19 protein-coding genes, 1 other RNA gene and 2 pseudogenes are annotated in these 21,695 nt (G+C 73.6%); 11 read left to right on the forward strand and 11 right to left on the reverse strand.

Annotated elements, in window-relative coordinates:
* Positions 1-11: 11 nt before the first annotated feature.
* Positions 12-1,202, reverse strand: a complete 1,191-nt coding sequence (locus ACSU6M_RS10190) for an aminotransferase class I/II-fold pyridoxal phosphate-dependent enzyme (protein ID WP_437068900.1) — start codon at positions 1,200-1,202, stop codon at positions 12-14.
* Here ACSU6M_RS10190 and ACSU6M_RS10195 point away from each other — a divergent pair.
* The 3 genes from ACSU6M_RS10195 to ACSU6M_RS10205 all read left to right on the forward strand — a co-directional run bounded on the left by ACSU6M_RS10195 (position 1,171) and on the right by ACSU6M_RS10205 (position 4,383).
* Positions 1,171-2,493 carry a sigma factor gene (locus tag ACSU6M_RS10195; RefSeq protein ID WP_437068902.1) on the forward strand — a complete coding sequence of 441 codons (1,323 nt, stop codon included), beginning with the start codon at positions 1,171-1,173 and terminating at the stop codon, positions 2,491-2,493. The genes ACSU6M_RS10190 and ACSU6M_RS10195 overlap by 32 nt on opposite strands.
* Positions 2,494-2,506: 13 nt before the next feature.
* Positions 2,507-3,982, forward strand: coding sequence for a DHA2 family efflux MFS transporter permease subunit (locus ACSU6M_RS10200; protein ID WP_437068903.1), 1,476 nt, complete (start codon positions 2,507-2,509; stop codon positions 3,980-3,982).
* Positions 3,983-4,158: 176 nt separating this feature from the next.
* Positions 4,159-4,383 (forward strand): acyl-CoA carboxylase subunit epsilon, encoded by a 225-nt coding sequence (locus ACSU6M_RS10205; protein ID WP_437068904.1) that lies wholly within the window; start codon positions 4,159-4,161, stop codon positions 4,381-4,383.
* 20 nt (positions 4,384-4,403) lie between these two features.
* Here the strand turns inward: ACSU6M_RS10205 and rnpB are convergent.
* The 4 genes and pseudogenes from rnpB to ACSU6M_RS10225 all read right to left on the reverse strand — a co-directional run bounded on the left by rnpB (position 4,404) and on the right by ACSU6M_RS10225 (position 8,055).
* Positions 4,404-4,806: RNase P RNA component class A (gene rnpB, locus ACSU6M_RS10210), an RNA gene on the reverse strand.
* A gap of 115 nt (positions 4,807-4,921) precedes the next feature.
* Positions 4,922-5,701: pseudogene (locus ACSU6M_RS10215) on the reverse strand (DMT family transporter); the annotation flags it as partial.
* 22 nt (positions 5,702-5,723) lie between these two features.
* Positions 5,724-6,542, reverse strand: a complete 819-nt coding sequence (locus tag ACSU6M_RS10220) for an AraC family ligand binding domain-containing protein (protein WP_437068906.1) — start codon at positions 6,540-6,542, stop codon at positions 5,724-5,726.
* A gap of 79 nt (positions 6,543-6,621) precedes the next feature.
* On the reverse strand, positions 6,622-8,055 hold the full coding sequence (locus ACSU6M_RS10225; RefSeq protein WP_437068908.1) for an RNB domain-containing ribonuclease: 1,434 nt from the start codon (positions 8,053-8,055) through the stop codon (positions 6,622-6,624).
* 106 nt (positions 8,056-8,161) lie between these two features.
* Here ACSU6M_RS10225 and yaaA point away from each other — a divergent pair, with 106 nt between their 5' ends.
* Together yaaA and eda are read left to right on the forward strand one after the other, a co-directional pair.
* Positions 8,162-8,944, forward strand: a complete 783-nt coding sequence (yaaA, locus tag ACSU6M_RS10230) for a peroxide stress protein YaaA (RefSeq protein WP_437068909.1) — start codon at positions 8,162-8,164, stop codon at positions 8,942-8,944.
* A 123-nt stretch (positions 8,945-9,067) separates the two neighbouring features.
* Positions 9,068-9,697, forward strand: a complete 630-nt coding sequence (gene eda, locus ACSU6M_RS10235; RefSeq protein ID WP_437068911.1) for a bifunctional 4-hydroxy-2-oxoglutarate aldolase/2-dehydro-3-deoxy-phosphogluconate aldolase — start codon at positions 9,068-9,070, stop codon at positions 9,695-9,697.
* Here the strand turns inward: eda and ACSU6M_RS10240 are convergent.
* Genes ACSU6M_RS10240 through ACSU6M_RS10250 form a run of 3 tightly spaced genes read right to left on the reverse strand, consistent with a single transcriptional unit; the run spans position 9,694 to position 12,454 of the window.
* Positions 9,694-10,866, reverse strand: a complete 1,173-nt coding sequence (locus ACSU6M_RS10240) for a bifunctional RNase H/acid phosphatase (RefSeq protein ID WP_437068912.1) — start codon at positions 10,864-10,866, stop codon at positions 9,694-9,696. The genes eda and ACSU6M_RS10240 overlap by 4 nt on opposite strands.
* A gap of 8 nt (positions 10,867-10,874) precedes the next feature.
* A complete protein-coding gene (locus ACSU6M_RS10245; RefSeq protein WP_437075090.1) occupies positions 10,875-11,618 on the reverse strand; it encodes a zinc ribbon domain-containing protein in 744 nt (247 codons plus the stop codon).
* Positions 11,615-12,454, reverse strand: coding sequence for a Nif3-like dinuclear metal center hexameric protein (locus ACSU6M_RS10250; protein ID WP_437068913.1), 840 nt, complete (start codon positions 12,452-12,454; stop codon positions 11,615-11,617). The genes ACSU6M_RS10245 and ACSU6M_RS10250 overlap by 4 nt, the downstream gene beginning before the upstream one ends.
* A 199-nt stretch (positions 12,455-12,653) precedes the next feature.
* On the opposite strand from ACSU6M_RS10250, the gene ACSU6M_RS10255 reads away from it, so the two are divergent.
* The gene (locus ACSU6M_RS10255; protein WP_437068914.1) at positions 12,654-13,865 is read left to right on the forward strand and encodes a hypothetical protein; all 1,212 of its coding nucleotides are present in this window, start codon (positions 12,654-12,656) and stop codon (positions 13,863-13,865) included.
* Between the two features lie 107 nt (positions 13,866-13,972).
* Positions 13,973-14,131, forward strand: a complete 159-nt coding sequence (locus tag ACSU6M_RS10260; protein ID WP_437068915.1) for a hypothetical protein — start codon at positions 13,973-13,975, stop codon at positions 14,129-14,131.
* Positions 14,132-14,481: 350 nt separating this feature from the next.
* On the opposite strand, the gene ACSU6M_RS10265 is transcribed toward ACSU6M_RS10260, so the two are convergent.
* The 3 genes from ACSU6M_RS10265 to ACSU6M_RS10275 all read right to left on the reverse strand — a co-directional run bounded on the left by ACSU6M_RS10265 (position 14,482) and on the right by ACSU6M_RS10275 (position 17,463).
* Positions 14,482-15,420 carry a 3-oxoacyl-ACP reductase gene (locus tag ACSU6M_RS10265; protein ID WP_437068917.1) on the reverse strand — a complete coding sequence of 313 codons (939 nt, stop codon included), beginning with the start codon at positions 15,418-15,420 and terminating at the stop codon, positions 14,482-14,484.
* Positions 15,420-16,496, reverse strand: a complete 1,077-nt coding sequence (locus ACSU6M_RS10270) for a Zn-dependent alcohol dehydrogenase (protein ID WP_437068919.1) — start codon at positions 16,494-16,496, stop codon at positions 15,420-15,422. Before ACSU6M_RS10270 ends, ACSU6M_RS10265 begins: the two co-directional genes overlap by 1 nt.
* Positions 16,497-16,602: 106 nt before the next feature.
* A complete protein-coding gene (locus tag ACSU6M_RS10275) occupies positions 16,603-17,463 on the reverse strand; it encodes a MaoC/PaaZ C-terminal domain-containing protein (RefSeq protein WP_437068920.1) in 861 nt (286 codons plus the stop codon).
* 243 nt (positions 17,464-17,706) lie between these two features.
* On the opposite strand from ACSU6M_RS10275, the pseudogene ACSU6M_RS10280 reads away from it, so the two are divergent.
* The 4 genes and pseudogenes from ACSU6M_RS10280 to ACSU6M_RS10295 all read left to right on the forward strand — a co-directional run.
* A pseudogene (locus ACSU6M_RS10280) lies at positions 17,707-18,159 on the forward strand (response regulator); the annotation flags it as partial.
* Between the two features lie 148 nt (positions 18,160-18,307).
* Positions 18,308-19,771 (forward strand): MFS transporter, encoded by a 1,464-nt coding sequence (locus ACSU6M_RS10285; RefSeq protein WP_437068921.1) that lies wholly within the window; start codon positions 18,308-18,310, stop codon positions 19,769-19,771.
* 175 nt (positions 19,772-19,946) lie between these two features.
* Positions 19,947-20,597 carry a class I SAM-dependent methyltransferase gene (locus ACSU6M_RS10290; RefSeq protein WP_437068923.1) on the forward strand — a complete coding sequence of 217 codons (651 nt, stop codon included), beginning with the start codon at positions 19,947-19,949 and terminating at the stop codon, positions 20,595-20,597.
* A 154-nt stretch (positions 20,598-20,751) separates the two neighbouring features.
* Positions 20,752-21,690, forward strand: a complete 939-nt coding sequence (locus ACSU6M_RS10295) for an N-acetylmuramoyl-L-alanine amidase (RefSeq protein WP_437068924.1) — start codon at positions 20,752-20,754, stop codon at positions 21,688-21,690.
* Positions 21,691-21,695: the final 5 nt, after the last annotated feature.

The raw sequence follows: 21,695 nt of genomic DNA on the forward strand, positions 1-21,695 counted from the left end.
GGTAAGTCCCCTCAGTCCAGTACGTTGTGCCGGCGGGCGGCGTCGGCCAGGAGTTCGACCGCGCGGTCCACGTCCTGTGTCGTCATGGCGGCGGTGACGGTGGCCCGGAACCGGGCGCGTCCCTTGGGCACCGCGGGGAAGATCGCGCCGGAGACGTAGAGGCCGTCCGCCATCAGTTCCTTGGACATGCGCAGCGCGGTCACGTCGTCGCCGATGAGGATGGGGATGACGGGCGTGACACTGCCCATCACCTCGAAGCCGGCGCGTATGAGTCCGGAGCGGAAGCGCATGGTGTTCTCCCAGAGCTTCTCGGTGCGCCAGGGCTCGCGGCGCATCAGCTCCAGGGCCTTGAGCACACCGGCGACGGTCGGTGCGGGCAGGCTCGCGTTGAACATGTAGGCGTGCGCCGAGTGGCGCAGGAACTCGACGATGTCGTGGCTCGCGGTGACGAAGCCGCCGACGCCGCCGAGGGTCTTGCTGAAGGTGCCCATGGTGATGTCGGGGACGATGCCGAAGTGCTCGCCGGCGCCGCGGCCGTTCTCGCCGAGGAATCCGGTGCCGTGGGCCTCGTCGACCATCAGCATGGCGCCGTATTGCTCGGTGAGCCGGTGGATCTCGTCCAGCGGCGCGATCTCGCCGTCCATGGAGTAGACGCCGTCGACGACGACGAACTTCTTCTTGGCGTCGGCGTTGCGCCTGAGCACGTACTCCAGCTTCTCCATGGAGTTGTGCGCGAAGATCTTGACGCTGCCCTCGGCCAGCCGGCACCCGTCGAGGATGCTCATGTGGTTGATCTGGTCCGTGATGACGACGGTGTCGGCGTCGCAGAGGGCGGAGATGGTGCCGAGGTTGGCGAGGTAGCCGGAGCTGTAGGTGAGGGCGGCCTCGGTGCCCATCCACTCGGCGAGCTTCTCCTCCAGCTCCAGGTGCAGCCGGGTGGTGCCGTTGTTCAGGCGGGCGCCGCACGCTCCTGAACCGTAGGTGTCCAGGGCGTCCTTGACCGCCTTGTTGATCTCCGGGTGTCCGGCGAGACCGAGGTAGTTGCCGCTGGTCAGCATGATGACCTCGCGGTGGTCGATCTCGGACCGGCCGCCGGGGGCGGCGGTGAAGGGCATTTCGAAGGTGTAGAAGCCGCTGTCCTTGAGTTCCCGGATCCGGTTGTTGACGGACATGAGGGTCCGGGAGTACTCATCCGTGATCATTCGTGATTCCCCTCTCGGTGCGTCGCGCACCACCCCCGGCGAGCCGGGCGGGCGGGGCGACCGTCACCCGACAGAGGGACCCGGACGGCGTACGGATACCGGCCACGTACGCCCTTTCGCTCCCGCCCGCCGCTGCGCTACCCGGCGGTTCGGCCCCCGGCGACCGCCGGTCCAGTGGCCAGCTACCCGCCCATGGGACAAGGGAGTTCAGCAGGTCCCTACGGGGAGGACCGAAGGAGGGATCGACGTGGCCAAGGCCGCCACGGCGCGGGCCCCGGACGGCACGTCCGGAGCACGGGCCGACACATCCGGCAGACGGGCCGACGGGCACGGCACCCGCAGCACGGGGACCGGCGCCCCCGAACTCCGGACCGGCGCATCCGAACTCCGGGTCGGCGCGCCCGACCTCCGGGTCGGCGCGCCGGGTCTCGGGGCCGGCGTGTCGGATCGCCGGACCGGAACACCGGGGCTGCGGACCGACGCGTCCGACCGCCGGACGGCAGCATCCGATCGCCGGGCCGACACGTCCGACCGCCGGACGGGAGCACCCGATCGCCGGACCGGAGCACCGGACCCACGGACCGACGCCTCCGATCACCGGACCGGCGAACGCGATCGTCTCCGGACCGGCGCGCCCGATCGTCTCCGGACCGGAGCACCCGATCCTCTCCGGACCGACGCCGCCGACCGCCGGACCGGCGCACCCGATCGTCTCCGGCCCGGCGCGCGCGATCGCCGGGCCGACGCGGCCGGGGCGCTCGCGGAGCTTGTGGAAGCGTGCCGCGCGGGCGACCAGGCCGCGTGGGGGCGCCTCATCCAGAGGTACCGCGCGGTGGTCTGGACGGTCGCCCGGTCACACGGGCTGCGTCCCGCCGACTGCGAGGACGTCTGCCAGCTCACGTGGCTGCGCGTCATCGAGAACATCGGGGCGCTCACCACACCGGCCAGGCTCGGCGCCTGGATCGTCACCACGGCACGCCGCGAGGCGCTGAAGGTGTCGGGCAACGGCGTCAAGTACCACCTCGTCGACGACCTCTCGGACTTCACCCCGCACGCCTGCCCCCAGGCCACCCCGGAGGAGACCGTCCTCAGCAGGGCGGAAGGCGACCTCGCCCGGATGGCCGTCCGGCATCTGCCGGCCCACCACCAGGCCCTGCTGGGATTGCTGCTCCGCGATCCCCCCATGAGCTACGACGCGATCAGTGCGGCGCTCGCCATGCCGCGCGGCTCCATCGGCCCCACCCGCACACGCATTCTCCGGCAAGCCAGGGCTTTCCTGCGCGACATGTGAGAGGAAACGAACCATGAGTGCCCAGACACAGGGCCATCCCGTTCGGACATTCGTCATCGCCGCCGTGGCGATGTTCATCACCTCCCTGGACAACCTCGTGGTCACGACCGCGCTGCCCGCGATCCGTGAGGATCTGGGCGCCGGGCTCGACGAACTGGAGTGGACGGTCAACGCGTTCACCCTCACGTTCGCCGTGTTCCTGATGACGGGCTCCGCACTGGGCGACCGCTTCGGCCGCCGCAGGCTGTTCATGATCGGCATGAGCGTGTTCACCCTGGCCTCGGCCTGGGCGGCACTGTCGGACAGCGCCGAGCAGCTGATCCTGGCCCGCGCCGTGCAGGGCATCGGCGGCGCGATCGTCGTCCCCCTGACCCTGACGCTGCTCTCCGCGGCCGTGTCGCCCGCCAAGCGGGGCGCGGCGCTCGGCGCCTGGGGTGCGGTGGCCGGTCTCGCCATCGCGCTGGGCCCGGTCGTGGGCGGCGCGATCGTCGAGGGCGCGTCCTGGCAGTGGATCTTCTGGGTCAACGTCCCGCTGGGCGTCGTGCTGCTGCCGCTGTCCCGCGTCTGGCTCGCCGAGAGCCGGGGCGCGAGCACCAAGCTGGACCTGGTCGGCACCGCGCTGCTCAGCCTGGGTCTGTTCGGCGTCGTCCTCGGCCTGGTCCGCGGTGGCGCGATCGGCTGGACCTCCGGCGAGGTGCTGGCCGGTTTCGTCCTCGGCGGTGCGCTGCTGATCGCCTTCCTGGCCTGGGAGAACCGTGTCGAGCACCCGATGCTGCCGCTGGGGCTGTTCCGCGGCCGGGCGTTCTCGATGACCAACCTGGCCTCGCTGCTGATGTACTTCGGCATGTTCGGCGCGATCTTCCTGATCGCCCAGTTCCTGCAGACCGCGCAGGGCTACTCGCCGCTGGAGGCGGGTCTGCGGACACTGCCGTGGACCGCGATGCCGATGGTCGTCGCGCCGATCGCGGGTGTCCTTTCCGACAAGTTCGGCGGCCGGATCATCCTCGCGGTGGGCTTCGTGCTCCAGGCGATCGGCCTGGCCTGGTTCGCGCTGGTCGCCACCCCGACGGTGGGCTACGGGGCGCTGGTGCCGCCGTTCGCCGTCCTCGGCGTCGGGATGTCCCTGTTCTACGCGCCGGTCGTCAACATGGTGTTCTCCTCCGTCCGCCGTGACCAGGAGGGCATCGCGTCCGGCGTCAACAACGCGGGCCGCGAGCTCGGCGGCGTCCTCGGCGTGGCCGTCCTGGCGGCGGTCTTCGCCGCGTCCGGCGGCTACGAGAGCCCGCAGCACTTCGTGGACGGCCTGGTCCCGGCCGTCTGGGTCGGCGCCGGCGTGGTCCTCGCCGCCGCGATCGCCTCCCTGCTGATCCCGGGCGGGCTGCGCCCCGTGGGCGCGGCGGCGGAGGCGGCGGAGGCGGCGGAGGCGGCGGAGTCCGAGGCGGCGGCGCTCAAGGAGCCCGGCACCCCCCAGGTGCCGGTGGCCTCCTGACCCCCCGCCCCACACCGGGCGGCGCTCCTCACCCCCGCCCCCACACCGGGCGGAGCTCCTGAGCCCCGCCTCCCCAGCCGGGCGGCCGGTCCAATTCCCCCGGGACCGGCCGCCCCTCCCCGTCTCAGCACACCCCCCGCACGCAAAGCCCACCCCGCTCACGAACGGAGACCACGGTGCCGGACCCCATCCCCATGGAAGAGACCCTGTGGAAGATCGTCTCGGGCTCCCCGAGCCCGGAGGAACTGGCGGCCGTCACCGTCGTCCTCACCCTGCTGTTCCGCCACGCCGGCACAGCCACCGCCCCACCCCCGCCCGTCATCCCCCTGGCCCACTGGCGCCACACTCCGACCCCGGACACGGGCACGTCCTGGCGCACACCGGAGCGGCTGGCCTCGTAGCGGGGGTGGGAGAGAAGGGGCAGACGAGTCGGGCTGTACGCCGGGTTCTGTTCCCGGTGCTCCTCGCGGAGCGCCGGGCGACGGCCATCCATCTAGGGCCGGCGTTGCCGCCGGCCTCGTGCGGTCTACCCGCGGACTCGGGCGGGCAGCCCTCGAACGTCCGCGCAGAAACACCGGGGTGTTTCCTTTTGACCTTGCTCCGGGTGGGGTTTACCTAGCTGCCCAGGTCACCCTGGGCACTGGTGGTCTCTTACACCACCGTTTCACCCTTACCAGGGGCCGGAGCCCCGGGCGGTCTGCTTTCTGTGGCACTGTCCCGCGGGTCACCCCGGGTGGCCGTTAGCCACCACCCTGCCCTGTGGAGCCCGGACGTTCCTCGGGAAGCCCCTCAAGGGGACTCCACGCGGCCGCCCGCCCGGCTCGTCTGCCGTGTCGACCATGGTACCCGGCGCGCGTCCCGCTGCGGCGCGGCGGCCGTGGCCAGCACCGAGCCCGCGAGGATCAGGGCGAACGCGACGCCGATGCCGAGGGTCAGCTCCTCGTCGAGGAACAGGGCGCCCGCGGCGACGGCGACCGCCGGATTGACGTACGTGATGACGCCGGCCCGCGTCGGGCCGATCTCCTTGATCAGCTCCAGGAAGACCACGAACGCGAGGGCCGTGCAGACGGCGCCGAGCCCGGCGAGGGCGGCCAGGACCTCGCCCGAGGGCATGGCGGCGGGGCGGGTCAGGAAGGCGGCGGGCGCGTAGACGACGGCGGCCAGGACGAGGCAGGGGGTGATCAGCTGGAGGGTCGGCACGTCCCTGAGGTAGCGGGCGGCTATCAGCGGGGCCGTGGCGTAGCCGACGACCGTGATCAGCACCTCGGCCAGGGAGCGGGCGTCACCGCCGGTGAGGTGGGGCACGGTGAGGACGGCGACGCCCCCGAGGCCCAGGGCGAGGCCGGTGATCCGGCGGGCGCCGACGCGTTCCTCGGCGCCGAAGAAGCGGGCCAGGAGGACACCGACGATGGGCACGCCCGCGATGAGGAGTCCGGCCGTGGAGCTGGACAGATGGCGCTCGGCGTCGGTCAGGGTCCACCAGGGGCCGATGATCTCGATGACCGCGAAGGCCAGCATGGGCCTGCCGTGCGTCCGGACCGTCCGGGCGAGGCCGCCCTGGCGCAGGGCGAAGGGCAGCAGGAGCGCGGCGCCGAGCGCGCACCGCGCGAACACCACCATGGACGGGGACAGTTCGTCCACCGCCACCTTGATCATCAGATAGGGGATGCCCCAGACGACTCCCATCAGGGAGAACAGGAACCAGCCGCGTGCAGTCATGCGGCGAGTCTCGGCCAGGTCCTCAGGGGCTGTCTTGAACGCTGTTGCGGTACGCCGCCGGGGTCACCCCCAGCACCCGGCGGAACCAGCGGGTCAGATGCGCCTGGTCGGCGAAGCCCACCAGCCCGGACACCTCGGCCGGCCGCAGTCCCGCCTCCAGCAGAGCGCGGGCCCGGGTCACCCGGTACTGGGCGAGCCAGGCGTACGGCGGCACCCCCGTCGCCGTACGGAAGGCGCGCAGCAGCTGGTAGCGGGACAGGCCCAGGTCGGCGGCGAGGTCGGCCAGGGAGGGCGGGTCGCGCAGTTCGTCGGCGAGGCGGTCGCGGACCTCCCGCGCGATGCGGTCCGCGCCGGGCACGACGTCGCTCGTCGCGCGGGCCGTGGAGTGGCGGCGGGTGAGGGCGGTGAGCAGCCACGGCAGCCGGGACTCGGCCTCCAGCGGGTCCGGGCAGGCGGCCAGCTCGGTGTGCGTCAGGCGCAGGGCGGCGGCCAGTTCGGGGTCGTCGAGGAGGGGTTCGCGGAAGTGCGGGAGTCCGAGGGTGCCCTCGGTCAGCAGGGCGGGCGCGGCGTACAGGGCGCGGTAGGCGTAGCCGTGGGAGTCGCTGCCCGGACCGCCGGTGTGCATCTCGCCGGGCGCGAGGACGACGATCGAGCCCGGCCCGGTGCGTATGTGTCCGCCCCGGTAGTCGATGATCTCGGTCCCGCCGACGCAGACCCCGATCGTGAACTCCCCGTGCGCGTGCGGGGCGTACACATGCCGCTGGAAACGGGCGGTGAGCAGATCGAGCGGCGGGCCGCACCGCCCCAGCCGCGCCCTCGTCCACCGTGCCTGCTCCGCCACCCCGCGCACCCCTTTCCGGTCCACAGGGTGCAACGCCGGGCGGACCGGAGAAAGTCCGCGGTGCGCAGGGGGACGTCCCTCAGGCCGGGACGAACCGCACCTTCGCCCTGCCCGGATCGGCCTCGGTGAGCCGCACGCGCAGGCGCTCGCCCAGCGGAAGGCGGTCGCCGTCGACGCGGCCGACGACGGCCGGGGATTCGAGGTGGACGGTGCCGGAGGCGGGCCTGCCGTCGGCCAGGTCGATGACGACGGCGTCGAAGGTCTCGCCGACGCGGTCCTTCAGCAGGGCGGCCTCCACGAGGTCGACGCACCCGCGCTCGACCTGGGCGGCGCGGCGGCTGCCGTCGGTCATCCGGGCGGGGAGGGTGTCCAGGGCGGCGAGGACCCGGTCCGGGACGGGGCGGTCGGCGCAGACGGCGAGGCAGAGTTCGGTGGTGTAGCGGTCGACGAGGCGGCGCAGCGGGGCCGTGCAGTGGGTGTAGGCGGCGGCGACCGCCGAGTGCACGGTCGCCGCCGGCAGCTCGCCGTCGCGGAACGCCGTGTAGCCCGCGCCCCGCAGCAGGGTGGTGCACTCCTGGAGGAACGCGGCGTGCCGGGGCTCGCGCGGGTCGAGGGTACGGACCAGCTGGGCGTACGAGACATGGTGCGGCCAGTCGACGCGCAGGGCGGTGGCGGTGCGGCGCAGCCGGCCCACCGCGCCGTCGGGGGCGGCCGGGAGGGTGCGCAGGATGCCGGTGCCCGAGGACAGCATCAGGTCGGCGGCGGCCATGCCGGTGAGCAGGGAGAGCTGGGCGTTCCAGCCCTCGGCGGGCAGCGGGGCGCGGTAGGCGAGGTCGTAGGTGTGGTCGTGCTCGGTGATCTCCTGCTCGGGCACGGCCAGGGAGATGCCGCCCCGGTCGGCCTCCAGCCGCTCGCGCAGCAGGCCGACGGTCTTCAGCAGGGCGAGCGGCTCCTCGGCCGTTCCGCTGTCGATCTGCCGCTGCACGCCGGCGTAGTCGAGCCGGGCGCGGCTGCGCACCAGGGCGCGGCGGACGTCGACGGCGAGGGGGTTGCCGTCGGCGTCGAGGTCGAACGTCCACAGCGCGGCCGGCCGGGTCTCGCCGGGCAGCAGGCTGGCGGCGCCCTCGCCGAGCACGGGCGGGTGCAGCGGGATCCTGGCGTCGGGGAAGTACAGGGTCATCACCCGCCGCTGCGCCTCGGCGTCCAGCGCTCCGCCGGGTACGACGAAGGCGGCGACGTCGGCGATGGCGTACCGGACGCGGTAGCCGGTGCCCTGCCGGGAGAGGTGGAACGCCTGGTCGAGGTCGGTGGAGGCGGGCGGGTCGACCGTGACGAAGGGGATGTCGGTGGCGTCGTACGGCGGCAGCGCGGGGCTCTGCGCGGCCCGCTCGGCCTCGGCGAGCACCTCGGGCGGGAAGTCGGCGGGGATCCCCAGCTCGGCGCGGAGTGCGGCGAGCGCGGCCCGCAGCGGGGCTTGGGGGGCGCCGGTCACGCGGATGGGGCGACGGGGCATACAGCGAGCGTAGGCCGGGGGTGCGCGGGCGGCACCCGTGCGTGGGCCGGGGGTGTGGGCGGCCACGCCGTACGCTGTCCCGAGCTGAACCGAAGGAGAAACACTCGTGCTCGTCCTGCTTCCGCCCTCCGAAGGCAAGGCCGCGTCCGGTCGTGGCGCCCCGCTGAAGCCGGAGTCCCTGTCGCTGCCGGGGCTGCACGAGGCGCGGCAGGCGGTGCTGGAGGAGCTGGTCGAGCTGTGCGCGGGCGACGAGGACAAGGCCCGTGAGGTGCTGGGACTGAGCGAGGGGCTGCGCGGCGAGGTCGCCAAGAACGCCGGGCTGCGGACCGCCGGGGCGCGGCCGGCCGGGGAGATCTACACGGGGGTGCTGTACGACGCCCTGGGCCTGGCCACGCTCGGTACGGCGGCCAAGCAGCGCGCGGCCCGTTCACTGCTGGTGTTCTCGGGCCTGTGGGGCGCGGTTCGGATCACCGACCGCATCCCCTCCTACCGCTGCTCGATGGGCGTGAAGCTGCCGGGTCTCGGTGCGCTCGGCGCGCACTGGCGGGGGCCGATGGCGCGGGTGATGCCGGAGGCGGCCGGCTCCGGGCTGGTGCTGGACCTGCGGTCGGCGGCGTACGCGGCGGCCTGGAAGCCCAAGGGCGAGACCGCGGGCCGTACGGCGTCGGTGCGGGTGCTGCACGCGCCGACGCGGAAGGTGGTCAGCCACTTCAACAAGGCCACGAAGGGGCGCATCGTCCGCAGCCTGCTGGAGGCGGGGGCGGCTCCGGGATCGCCGGCGGAGCTGGTGGAGACGCTGCGGGAGCTCGGGTACACCGTGGAGGCGCAGGCCCCCGCGAAGGCCGGGGTGGCGTGGTCGCTGGACGTGCTGGTGGACGAGATCCACTGACGCGGGCGGAAGCCTCGCCAGACGGGTATCGAGAAGCTCGCCAGACGGGTATCGAGAAGCATACGCATTGCAGCATGCGCAACGCCCTTTGCGCATGCTGATCGGGCTGGGCAGGATGACGCCATGACCTCCTCCGTCCTGGATCTGTCGCCCGTCGTGCCCGTGGTGGTCGTGGAGGACCCCGCCGACGCCGTGCCGCTGGCCCGTGCCCTGGTGGCGGGCGGGCTGTCCGCGATCGAGGTGACCCTGCGGACGCCGGGGGCGCTGGACGCGATCCGGGCGATCGCCGACGGGGTGCCCGGCGCGGTGGTCGGGGCGGGGACGGTGATCACGCCGGAGCAGGTGGCGGACGCGGTGGGGGCCGGGGCGCGCTTCCTGGTGAGTCCGGGCTGGACGGACGTACTGCTGGAGGCGATGCGGGCGTCCGGGGTGCCGTTCCTGCCGGGGGTCTCGACGACGTCGGAGGTCGTGGCGCTGCTGGAGCGCGGGGTGCGGGAGATGAAGTTCTTCCCCGCGCAGGCGGCGGGCGGTACGGCGTATCTGCGGTCGCTGGCCGGGCCCCTCCCCCAGGCCCGCTTCTGCCCGACGGGCGGGATCGGCCCCACCCTCGCGCCCGAGTATCTGGCGCTGCCCAACGTCGGCTGCGTGGGCGGCAGTTGGATGCTGCCCGCGGAGGCGGTGGCGGCCCGCGACTGGGCGCGGATCGAACGGCTCGCGCGGGAGGCGGCGGCGCTGGGGCGAACGACCCCCTAGCGCAGGTGGGACGTGTCGTTGAGGAGGCGGACGCTGGCGTTGCCGTCGGCGTAGTAGGCGATGGCCGACAGGGAGGCCGCCGACAGTTCCATGCGGAACAGGGACTCCGGCGGGGCGCCCAGAGCCAGCCGTACGAACGTCTTGATCGGTGTGACGTGGGTGACCAGCAGGACCGTGCGGCCCGCGTACGCCGCGACCAGCTTGTCGCGGGTGACGGCGATCCGCTCGGCGGTCTCGGCGAAGCTCTCGCCCGCTCCGGTGGGACGGGCGGTGGGGTCGGCCAGCCAGGCGTCGAGATCGTCGGGGTAGCGCTCGCGTGCCTCGCCGAACGTCAGCCCCTCCCAGGCGCCGAAGTCCGTCTCCCTCAGCCCGTCCTCGACGGTCACCTCCAACCCGAGGCGGGCGGCGACGATCCCGGCGGTCTCGCGGGTGCGGGCGAGCGGCGAGGCGACGATGTCCTGGATCGTGCCGCGCCGGGCCAGCGCGGCGGCGACCCGCTCGGCCTGCTCACGGCCCACGTCGGACAAGGAGGGGTCGCTCCCCCCGCTCCCCGAAAACCTCTTCTGCGGCGTCAGAGGCGTCTCTCCATGCCTGAGCAGCACGAACGTCGCCGGCGCCCCCATGTCCGCCGGTCCCCACCCCGGCGAGCCGGCCACGCTCCGCGCGGCCCTCACATCGGCCCCGGCCCCGGCCCCGGCACCGGCGTCTGCGGAAGAGACAGGAGCCGCGCCGGAATCCGTACCGGCCGAGGACGCCACTGACGCCACCCCCGCGTCCATCGCCTCGTTCGCCAACCGGTCCGCGTGCTTGTTGCGTTCGCGCGGGATCCACTCGTACGTGACCCGGTCCGCGGGGAACACCCGCCCCGCCTCCAGGGCGAGCGGCTTCATGTCGGGGTGCTTGATCTTCCACCGCCCCGACATCTGCTCGACGACGAGCTTGGAGTCCATCCGGACGTGCACGGTGGCCGTGGGATCCAGCTCGTGCGCGGCGCGCAGGCCGGCCAGCAGCCCCCGGTACTCGGCGACGTTGTTCGTGACCACGCCCAGATACTCGGACGCCTCGGCCAGCGTCTCCCCGGTCACCGCGTCGCTGACGACCGCCCCGTACCCGGCCGGGCCGGGGTTGCCCCGCGACCCGCCGTCCGCCTCGACGATGAACTCCCGCACGGCGACCCCTACAGGCCGGACTCGGCCGTGCGGACCAGGATCCGGCGGCAGTTCTCGCAGCGCACCACCGTGTCGGCCGCGGCCTGGCGGATCTCGTTGAGCTCGGTGATGGCCAGCTCCTGACGGCAGCCCTGGCAGGTGCGGGCGTACAGCTTGGCCGCGCCGATGCCGCCCTGCTGCTCGCGCAGCTTGTCGTAGAGCTTGAGCAGGTCGGCGGGGACGGAGGCCGCGACGACCTCGCGCTCCTTCGTCACCGACGCCACCTCGCCGTCGATCTCCTCGAACGCGGCGTCGCGGCGCGCGGTGGCGTCGTCGATCCGGGACTGGACGGAGGACACCCGCTCGGTGAGCTCGGCGACCCGCTCCTGCGCGGACTCGCGGCGCTCCATGACCTCCAGGACGACGTCCTCCAGGTCGCCCTGGCGCTTGGCGAGGGAGGCGATCTCGCGCTGGAGGTTCTCCAGGTCCTTCGGGGAGGAGACCGCGCCGGAGTCCAGCCGCTGCTGGTCACGGGCGGCACGCTGGCGGACCTGGTCGACGTCCTGCTCGGCCTTGGTCTGCTCGCGGGCGGTGTCGCTCTCCTCGGTCTGCGCGGCGACGAGCAGGTCGCGCAGCTGGGTGAGGTCCTTCGTCAGCGACTCGATCTCGGCGTGCTCGGGCAGCGACTTGCGCTTGTGGGCGAGCTGCTGGAGGCGTACGTCGAGGGCCTGGACGTCGAGGAGACGGATCTGGTCGGCGGGGGCGGCGTTCAGTTGGGGGCTCCAAGGGAAGGGGAGTGGATGGTCCAGGGGTCGGTGACCGTCTTCGAGACGTGGACGCGCAGGTCCCAGCCGTGGCGGTCGGAGATCTCGTCGAGCTGGGCGGCCGCCAGCTCGCACCAGGGCCACTCGGTGGCCCAGTGCGCCGCGTCCAGCAGCGCCAGAGGACTGTGGGCCACGGCCTCGGAGGCCGGGTGGTGGCGCAGGTCCGCGGTGAGGAAGGCGTCGACACCGGCGGCGCGGACCTGGTCGAAGAGGCTGTCGCCGGAGCCTCCGCTGACGGCGACGGTGCGGATGACCGCGTCCGGGTCGCCGGCCGTGCGGATGCCCTGCGCGGTGGCGGGGAGCCGTTCGGCGGCGCGGGCGGCGAAGTCCCTGAGCGGCAGCGGGTGGTCCAGCTCGCAGATCCGGCCGAGGCCCCGGCGCCCGGACGGATCGCTCGGGTCCGGTACGAGGGGTCGTACCACCCGCAGGTCCAGGGCGCCGGCGAGCGCGTCGGAGACACCGGGGTCGGCGGTGTCGGCGTTGGTGTGGGCGACGTGCAGCGCGATGTCGTTCTTGATCAGCGTGTGCACGACCCGGCCCTTGAAGTGCGAGGCCGCGACCGTCGTCGTACCGCGCAGATAGAGCGGGTGGTGGGTGACGAGCAGGTCGGCGCCCAGCTGCACCGCCTCGTCGACGATCTCCTGGACGGGGTCGACGGCGAACAGGACCCGCGCGACCTCCTGGTCGGGGTCGCCCACGACGGTGCCGACCGCGTCCCAGGACTCGGCCCGCTCGGCGGGCCACAGGTTCTCCAGCGCGGCGATGACTTCAGACAGACGGGGCACGGAGGCAAGGCTACCTGGCCGTATCCGGCGGCTGTACCGGTGCGGGCGTACCGTCCGTGCCGGACATCCCGGACAGCACACCCGCCCCCGTTTCCTCAGGCGAATCGGCGCGCGGCCACCCGTATGTGTGAAGCGGCAGCCCGCCGATCCCACGTCTGTGCGTGCGAAAACTAGCTTCGTCGCCGGAGGTGACCGACCGATGACGGCCTGTGCGATCGAACCCGCCGCGGCGGACGCGGACGACCCCGACCCGGCGGCGGAATGTGTGATCACGGCGGACGGCGCGTACGCCGCCCGGCTCGCCCGCAGCGGCGACTGCTGGTTCCCGGAGCGGTGGACCCTGGACGGCCCCGAGCCCTACGCCGTCCCGCTGCCCGGCAACCAGCCGGAGGAGCCCGGCACCGAGGTGCAGCCGCTGGCGGACGGGCGGGTGCTGATCAGCAGGGCCACCGACGGGAGAAACGTCTTCGCACTGCTGTATCCGACGGGGCCGGGCACGGGTGAGCTGGTCCTCGGCGCCGTGGAGGGCCGGCCGCAGCTGCTGCCTCCGGCGCCGGGCGGTGTGCGGGCGTACGCCCTGACGGCGGGCCCGCGCTCCAGCGCCCTGTGGCTGGTGGCGGGCGGGGCGCGCGGGCCGGAGCGGGTCGCGCAGGTGCCCGGGCGCTGTTCGGGCGGGGTGTGGCTGGACCGGGAGGGCCGGCTGCTGGCGCTGGACCAGGAGACCGGGGGCCGGACCAAGACGGTCGTCCTGGATCTGGCGCGCGGCGGCGAGATCTCGCCGCTGCTCCAGATCGCCGACGGCAGCGACGACCGGCTGCTGTGCGCCGACCCGGACAGCGGGCTGCTGCTGATCAGCTCCGACGCACCGTCGCCGGGGCGGGCGCGGCTGGGCTGGGGGGTGCTGGGCAGCACGCTGCCGGTGCGGTTCCCGGAGTGCCTGCGGGTGGAGGGGTGCGCGGTGACGCCGTTCGCCATCCAGCCGGGGCAGGTGCTGACGCCGGAGAGCTGCGCGGTGGCGCTGCGGGTGGACGGCCCGGTGGGCAGCTGGGTGGGGGTGTGGCGGCCGGCCGACCGGCGGGTGCGGCATCTCGCGGCGCCGCTGGGGTGGCTGGCGGGGGCCGGGCTGTGGACGGAGACGGGCGTGCTGCGGCTGCCGTACGCCACCGAGGACGCCCCCTGCGGTGTGGCCGAGTGGCCCGCGCCCTGGGGCGAGACCGGGGGAACGGGGGAGACGGGGCCGGGGGATCCGGTCCGGGACGGCACGGCCGCGCCGGACGCGTCCCCGAGTCCGGGTTGCACGGGCTCGGGTGACGTGCCGCGCGAGCCGTCGGAACCGGACCCCCCGGCTCCCGCCGCACCCCGCCCTGTGCCGTTGCAGCAAGCGCCCTTGGGGCGTCTTGTAACGAAGTAGTGGCGGTTGGCGTGGCCGTCTGGATTCGGCCCGAGGTGTGCCGGTTAAACTCCCCCGGCTGTAAGAAGATCATGTTTGACGGGGTGAATTCTTCGATGAGCTCTTCGATGAGCGAAGCCGGCACGTCCCAGCAGCTGTCCGCCGACGCCCACCAGGCGGCCGGACACGGCAGGCACCGGGGCCCGGTCTCGGCGCACGACACCGAGTCGGCCCCCCGCGGGCGCCACCGCAAGCCTGCGGAGCAGCCGAGCGAGACGGCGGCCTGACGGCCTGCCGACGGTACGGTCCCACGGCCCCGTTCGCCTCTGTGGCGGACGGGGCCGCGGTCGTTGCGGGCGGCTGACGGGGCCGCGATCGCCCGCGTGGCCGACGGGCGCGGTCGTTCCGGTCGCCGACGGGGCACGGTCGTTGCGCGAGGCGGCAAGGCCGCGGTCACCCCCGTGGCCGACGGGGCGCGGTCGTTCCGGTGGCCGACGGGGGCGCGGTCGTTACGCGAGGCGGCGAGGCCGCGGTCGCTCCCCGTGGCCCGGCGGCGGCGCGGTCGTTCCGGTGGCCCGCGGAACCGGCTTGCGCGGTGACCGGTGGGGCCGGGCTCGTGGCCCCCTGGTGACCGGCTCTACGCCCGCTTGAGCCCCAGCACCTCCGTCGCCGCGAACGTCTCCCCCGCCGGGCGGCCCTCGAAGTACGGGGTGAGGAGCGCGTCCAGTTCCTCGTAGCCGAAGGTGTCCTGCTTGCTGTCGAACTGCGCCTGCACCCGCGGCCGTTCGACGACGGCGACCATCCCGCCGTGCACGACGAGCAGCTGCCCGTTGATCCGGGCGGCGGCGGGTGAGGCGAGGTAGCCGACGAGCGGGGCGACATGCTCGGGGGCGAGCGGGTCCAGGCCCTGCTCGGGCCGGGGGAGCCCGGCGAAGACGTCCTCGGTCATCCGGGTGCGGGCGCGCGGGCAGATGGCGTTGGCCGTCACACCGTACTTGGCCAGCGCGAGGGCCGTGGACGTGGTCAGCCCGACGATCCCGCCCTTGGCCGCCGCGTAGTTGGGCTGCCCCGCCGAACCGGCGAGGAACGCCTCCGAGGAGGTGTTCACGATCCGCCCGTACACCGCCGCGCCGGCCGCCTTCGCCCGCTGCCGCCAGTACGCGGAGGCGAACCGGATCGTGTTGAAGTGCCCCTTGAGATGGACCCGTACGACGGAGTCCCACTCCTCCTCCGCCATGGAGAAGACCATGCGGTCGCGCAGGATGCCCGCGTTGTTGACGAGGATGTCCAGCCCGCCGAACTCCCCGACGGCCAGCTCGATCAGCCCGCGCGCCTGCGCGAAGTCGGCGACGTCGCCGGTGTGCGCGACGGCCCTGCCGCCCGTCGCGCGGATCTCGGCGACCACCTCCTCGGCGGGCCCGGCCGAGGCCGCGCCGGAACCGTCCCGTCCGGGCTGCCCGTGGTCGTTGACGACGACGGCCGCCCCGAGCCGGGCCAGCTCCAGCGCCTCGGCACGGCCGAGCCCGCGTCCGGCGCCGGTGACGACCGCCGACAGTCCTTCCAGCGGCCGGGCCATCACAGCTCCACGCAGGTGCGCAGGGCGGTGCCGGTGCGCATCTGGTCCAGGGCCTCGTTGATCCCTGCCAGCGGCACCCGGTGGGTGATCAGCCCGGCCAGGTCGATCCGGCCCGCCCGCCACAGGGCGATGGTGCGTTCGTAGGAGCGCAGCACATCGCCGCCGCCGTACATGGACGGCAGGATCCGCTTCTCGTCGAAGAACAGCTCGAACATGTTCAGGTGCAGCTGGTCGTCCATGGCGCCCGCGCCGACGATCACCAGGGTGCCGCCGCGCCGGGTGTTCTCGTAGGCCGTGCGCGCGGTGGCGGACCGTCCGACCACCTCGAAGACGTAGTCGAAGCCCTCTCCGCCGGTGATCCGCTGCCTGGCGTCGGCGAGTTCGTCGGGCGGCACGGCCCTGGTGGCGCCGAACCGCAGCGCCGCCTCCCGGCGCGTGGCGACCGGGTCGACGGCGACGATCTCCGCGGCCCCCTTCAGCCGGGCGCCCTGGATCGCCGAGATGCCGACGCCGCCGCACCCGAGGACGGCGACCGACGAACCGGCGCTCACGTCCGCGGTGTTGAGCGCGGCCCCCAGTCCGGTCGTCACCCCGCACCCGATGAGCGCGGCGATGTCGAAGGGCACGTCGTCCGGGATCGGCACCGCGCAGCCGGCGTCCACGACCACCTCCTCGGCGAAGGTGCCGGTCCCGGCGAAGCCGAAGACGTCCCCGCCGGGGCGGCGGAAGTTGGGGGTGCCCGCGTTCAGGAAGCCGGCGAGGCACAGCTGGCTCTGCCCCCGCCGGCACGCCGGGCAGGCACCGCACGCGGGCAGCCAGCACACGACGACCCGGTCGCCGGGTCCGACCCGGGTGACGCCCTCCCCCACCTCCAGGACCTCGCCCGCCCCCTCGTGACCGGGCACGAAGGGCGCGGGCTGCGGCAGCACCCCGCTCATCGCGGACAGGTCCGAGTGGCACAGCCCGGTGGCCCGCACCCGGATCCTGACCCTGCCGGGCCCGAGGCCCACCGCCTCGACGTCGTCGAGGACCTCCAGCTTCTCCTGGCCTGTCTCGTGCAGTACGGCTGCGCGCATGGTGCGGCTCCCCTCGGAGGTACGTCCCTTCGGCGGTCACGACTCAGGAGTGACGGAGGGCTTGCTCAGGACCGGGCGGCACGGGACGACCGGCCCGTGCCGTGGCTCAGGAGTGCCGGACGACGGTGTCCGCGAGGACCGGCGCGTCACCCCGCTCGACGGCGCTCACCTCGGCCCGCACGACCCCGCCCGCCTCCTTCCACAGCCGGATGCGCAGGGTCTCGCCGGGGTACACGACCCCGGCGAACCGGGTGGCGTACGCCCGCACCCGGCTCACCTCTCCCCCGAGCAGCGTGTCCACGGCCGCCTTCAGGGTCATCCCGTAGGTGCACAGCCCGTGCAGGATGGGGCGGTCGAAACCGGCGGTCTTGGCGAAGTCGGGGTCGGCGTGCAGCGGGTTCCAGTCGCCGCAGAGGCGGTAGAGCAGGGCCTGGTCCTCACGGACGGTGCGCTCCAGGGTGCGGTCGGGCGGTCCGGCGGGCGGGTCCAGCCGGGTCGCGGGGCCGCGGTCACCGCCCCAGCCGCCCTCACCGCGTACGTAGATCTGGGCGTCGTTGGTCCACAGCGGCCCGTCGGTGTCGGCGACCTCGGTGCGCAGCACCAGCACGGCCGCCTTGCCCTTGTCGTACACCGCGGCGACACGGGAGGTGGCCGTCGCCCGGCCCTCGGCGGGGATCGCGCGGTGGACGGTGAGGGACTGGCCGCCGTGCAGCACCCGGGCGAGGTCGACCTCGACGCCCGGCATGGACAGTCCGCTGATCACCCCGGGCGCGCCGGAGCCGGCGACGGTGGCGAAGCTCGGCAGCACATGCAGCCGGCTCTCCAGGGTGTAGCGCAGCTCGTCGGGGTCGGTGGCGGGCAGACCGGCGCCGATGCCGAGGTGGTAGAGCAGGACGTCCTTGGGGGTCCAGGAGATCTCCCCGGACCGGGGTTCGGCGGCGAGTGCCGTGGCGGCGTCGATGGGCATGGGGCTCCTGACGGGTTCCGAGACCTCGGCGCGGGCGTCCGCACCAATCGGCCGCACCGAGGTCGTCACGGGCGAACCTAGAACGCGTTCCAGTCCGGCGCCCCCTGTATAGCCGAGCGCCCTGGAGTTGTGAAGGCTCCTGACGGTATGTCAGCTCGACGGGGGGGGCCGCCACACGTGCCGGAGGAGCCCACACACCTCCCCACCCCGCCCCGACCGCCCTACGCTGCGCCTGTGAACGAAATGCCCCGTACGTACCGCCCCGCCCGGTCCATCAGAGTGCTGCTCGCCGAGGACCGAGGCATGCTGCGCGGGGCGCTGGCCCTGCTGCTGGGCATGGAACCGGACATGCAGGTCGTGGCCCAGGTGCCGGCCGGCGACCGGATCGTGGACGCCGCGCTGGTGCACCGCCCGGACGTGGCGCTCCTCGACATCGGGCTGCCGGGCATGAGCGGCCTGGACGCGGCGGCCGCCCTGCGCACGGAGGTGCCCGACTGCCGGGTGCTGATCCTGACCACCTTCGCCCGCCCCGGTCTGCTGCGCCGGGCCATGGCGGCCGGAGCGGCCGGGTTCCTGGTGAAGGACGGCCCGGTGGACGAGCTGGCCACGGCGATCCGCCGCGCACTGACCGGCGAGACGGTCATCGACCCCGCCCTGGCCGCCGACCCCAGCCCCCTCACCCCCCGTGAACGCGAGCTCTGAGGCCCGTCACCCCTGGAGCGCCACCCCAGGGGGGATCCGAGGACGTCGCCCTCCTTCACCCACCCCCAAGAACAGGTCAAGAATTCGTTAGCTGGACAAAGCAACGGAATAGTTGCCCCGGCGCACCGAGTTCACGCTACACATGACGCGAACCTCCCCCGCTGTCGTTCCCGTGCTCGCCTTCGCGGGCATCGTGGTCGCGGTGATGCAGACCCTGCTCGTGCCGGTCGTCAAGGACCTGCCCCAGCTGCTGGACACCGCTCCCGCCGACGCCACCTGGGTCCTGACCTCGACGCTGCTCTCCGGCGCCGTCGCCACACCGATCATGGGCCGCCTCGGCGACCTCTACGGCAAGCGGCGGATGCTGATCGCCAGCCTCGGGGTGATGGTGGCCGGCGCGCTCGTCAGCGCCGTCACCAGCGCGCTGCTCCCGATGATCGTCGGCCGTACCCTCCAGGGCTTCGCGATGGGCGCCATCCCGCTCGGCATCGGCCTGATGCGCGACACGCTCCCGCGCGAGCGCCTCGGCTCCGCGATGGCCCTGATGAGCTCCTCCATCGGCGTCGGCGGCGGCCTCGCCCTGCCCGCCGCCGCGCTCGTCGCCCAGCACACCGACTGGCACGCCCTCTTCTACGGCGCCGCCGGCCTCGGCATGCTCGCCATCGCCCTCACCCTGATCGCCGCACCGGAGTCCCCGGTGCGCGCGAAGGGCTCCTTCGACCTGCCCGGCGCGCTCGGCCTCTCCCTCGGGCTGGTCCTCTTCCTGCTGCCCATCACCAAGGGCAGCGACTGGGGCTGGACCTCCCCCACCACGCTCGGCCTGTTCGCCGCGTCCGCCGCCGTCCTGGTCCTGTGGGGCGTGTACGAGCTGCGGACCACCGCGCCCCTGGTCGACCTGCGCACCACGGCCCGTCCGGCGGTGCTGTTCACCAACCTCGCCTCGATCATGGTCGGCGTCTCCTTCTACGTCGTCTCCCTGGTCCTCCCCCAGCTGCTCCAGCTCCCGAGGTCCACCGGCCACGGCCTGGGCCAGTCGATGGTGGTGGCGGGCCTGCTGGTCGCTCCGCTCGGCCTGACGATGATGTTCACCGCGCCGGTCTACTCCCGGCTGTCGGCGCGCTACGGCCCCAGGTCCACGCTCATCCTCGGCCTGCTGATCATCGCCGTCGGCTACGGCGCCGGCCTCGGCCTGATGAGCGCCCCCTGGCAGAGCCTGGTCATCGCCGTGATCCTCGGCGCGGGCATCGGCCTCGCCTACTCCTCCCTGCCCGCCCTGATCATCGGCGCGGTCCCGGCCTCGGAGACCGGCGCGGCCAACGGCCTGAACACGCTGATGCGCTCCATCGGCACGTCCGTCTCCAGCGCCGTCATCGGCATGGTGCTGGCCGACACGGCGGACACCGTCGGCGGCGTCGCCGTCCCCACGATGCACGGCTTCCGCGTCTCGTTCCTCATCGCCACCGCCGCCGTGGCCGTGGGCCTGCTGCTGGCCCTGTGCCTGCCGAAGCCGGACCGCACCCCGCGGCTGCGCGCCACCGGCGAGGAGGACGCGAACCTCTCCCGTGTCCGGACGCGACTGGCCTCGGACGAGGAGGTCACGGCGTGACGGACACCACGCCGGTCACCGTCCCCGTATAGCCCCCACCCGGTCGTACGCCTCACCACCCCGTCACACGCCTCACCACCCCGCCGTACGCGTCACCCCCACCCCCTGTCGCCCGCCCGGCAGGGGGTACGACACCATGGCCCTCCGACCAGCACGTACGACCGAGAGGATCCCCATGCCCGCGGCCCCCAAGCCCGAGATCCTGGCCGCCTTCGAGGCGGCGAAGGGGTTCATGCCCGTGGACGAGGGGCTGGCGCTGTACGCGGCCGCCGTCGAGGCGAGCGCCCTCGGGCTGCCGCTGCTGGAAGTCGGCACGTACTGCGGACGCTCCACGATCCTGCTGGCCGACGCGGCGCGCGAGGCGGGCCTGACCGCGCTGACCGTCGACCACCACCGCGGCAGCGAGGAGCAGCAGCCGGGCTGGGAGTACCACGACCCGGAGACGGTGGACCCGCAGCTCGGCGTGATGGACACGCTGCCGACGTTCCGCCGGACCCTCCACCGGGCGGGCCTGGAGGAGCACGTGGTCGCGCTGGTCGGCCGCTCCCCGCAGATCGCGGGGATCTGGAACTCGCCGCTGGCCCTCGTGTTCATCGACGGCGGCCACACGGACGAGCACGCGAGCGCGGACTACGAGGGCTGGGCGCCGCACGTCGCCGAGGGCGGCCTGCTGGTCATCCACGACGTCTTCCCGGACCCGGTGGACGAGTTCACCGGCCAGGCCCCCTACCGGGTCTACCTCCGCGCCCTGGCCTCCGGCGCCTTCACGGAGGTCTCGGCGACGGGCTCGCTGCGGGTCCTGCGCCGCACCGGCGCAGGGGTCTGAGCAGGCCCTGGGTGTTCAGAGATCAGAAGTGGCGGCGGCGCACTTGTCGTCGAGTAAAGGAAGTAGCCGCGGCCGGCGCACCTGAACGGCACCGACCGTAGTACGGCACGGCCGCTCCCCGCACCCGATTATTTTCGCCGTTAGGGTGTCAGGCGTGTCGTACCAAGGCCCCGACCTCGATCCCGCCGCGCCGCGCCGCCGGCGCCGCCCGCTGACCGTCGCCGTCGCGGCGCTGCTGCCGGGGGCGCTGCTGGGCTGGCTGGTGTACGACGCGGTCGGCGCCCCCGACGAGGACCACGCCCCGCCGCGGGCGGCGGCGTCGAGCCCGGCCGCCACCTCCCGGACCGCGTCCGCGGCACCGCAGCCGCAGCCGCCCGGCGAGGGCGACGAGAAGCCGAGTCCCACGCCCACCGGCGCGAGTTCGCTGAAGGGCAAGGTCGTCGTCATCGACCCCGGCCACAATCCGGGCAACTTCCGGCACACCGCCGAGATCAACCGCAAGGTCGACATCGGCACGGGCCGCAAGGAGTGCGACACCACCGGCACGTCGACCGACGACGGTTACACCGAGGCGAAGTTCACCCTCGACGTCGCCCACCGTCTGCGCACGCTCCTGCAGCAGCAGGGCGCCACCGTGAGGCTGACGCACAACGCCGACCGCCCGTACGGCCCGTGCATCGACGAGCGCGCCCGCATCGGCAACGAGGCCCGCGCGGACGCCGTGGTGTCGATCCACGCCGACGGCTCGGGAACCGGCAACCGCGGTTTCCACGTCATCCTCCCGGCGGCCGTCCACCAGGGCGCCGCCGACACCCGCCCGATCGTCGGCCCGTCCCGCGATCTGGGCGAGCGCATCGCCGGCACCTTCGTCCGCGTGACGGGCAGCGCGCCCTCCAACTACGTCGGCGACGGTACCGGTCTCGTCACACGTGAGGACCTGGGCGGTCTCAATCTCTCAACAGTTCCCAAGGTCTTCATCGAGTGCGGCAACATGCGCGATAGCAAGGACGCGGCCCTGCTGACCAGCGACGCCTGGCGGCAGAAGGCCGCACGGGGGATCTCCGAGGGAATCGTGAGTTTCCTGCGGGGGTAGTCGCC

Source organism: Streptomyces sp. enrichment culture, from assembly GCF_964272895.1.
GTDB lineage: Bacteria > Actinomycetota > Actinomycetes > Streptomycetales > Streptomycetaceae > Streptomyces.

Bases quoted from the DNA above. Each gene is read 5' to 3' on its own strand.
- ACSU6M_RS10195 (WP_437068902.1), top strand. From the start codon at position 1,171: ATGAGGGTCCGGGAGTACTCATCCGTGATCATTCGTGATTCCCCTCTC.
- ACSU6M_RS10190 (WP_437068900.1), bottom strand. From the start codon at position 1,202: ATGATCACGGATGAGTACTCCCGGACCCTCATGTCCGTCAACAACCGG.
- ACSU6M_RS10200 (WP_437068903.1), top strand. From the start codon at position 2,507: ATGAGTGCCCAGACACAGGGCCATCCCGTTCGGACATTCGTCATCGCC.
- ACSU6M_RS10225 (WP_437068908.1), bottom strand. From the start codon at position 8,055: ATGCCCCGTCGCCCCATCCGCGTGACCGGCGCCCCCCAAGCCCCGCTG.
- eda (WP_437068911.1), top strand. From the start codon at position 9,068: ATGACCTCCTCCGTCCTGGATCTGTCGCCCGTCGTGCCCGTGGTGGTC.
- ACSU6M_RS10255 (WP_437068914.1), top strand. From the start codon at position 12,654: ATGACGGCCTGTGCGATCGAACCCGCCGCGGCGGACGCGGACGACCCC.
- ACSU6M_RS10260 (WP_437068915.1), top strand. From the start codon at position 13,973: ATGAGCGAAGCCGGCACGTCCCAGCAGCTGTCCGCCGACGCCCACCAG.
- ACSU6M_RS10265 (WP_437068917.1), bottom strand. From the start codon at position 15,420: ATGGCCCGGCCGCTGGAAGGACTGTCGGCGGTCGTCACCGGCGCCGGA.
- ACSU6M_RS10270 (WP_437068919.1), bottom strand. From the start codon at position 16,496: ATGCGCGCAGCCGTACTGCACGAGACAGGCCAGGAGAAGCTGGAGGTC.
- ACSU6M_RS10275 (WP_437068920.1), bottom strand. From the start codon at position 17,463: ATGCCCATCGACGCCGCCACGGCACTCGCCGCCGAACCCCGGTCCGGG.
- ACSU6M_RS10285 (WP_437068921.1), top strand. From the start codon at position 18,308: ATGACGCGAACCTCCCCCGCTGTCGTTCCCGTGCTCGCCTTCGCGGGC.
- ACSU6M_RS10290 (WP_437068923.1), top strand. From the start codon at position 19,947: ATGCCCGCGGCCCCCAAGCCCGAGATCCTGGCCGCCTTCGAGGCGGCG.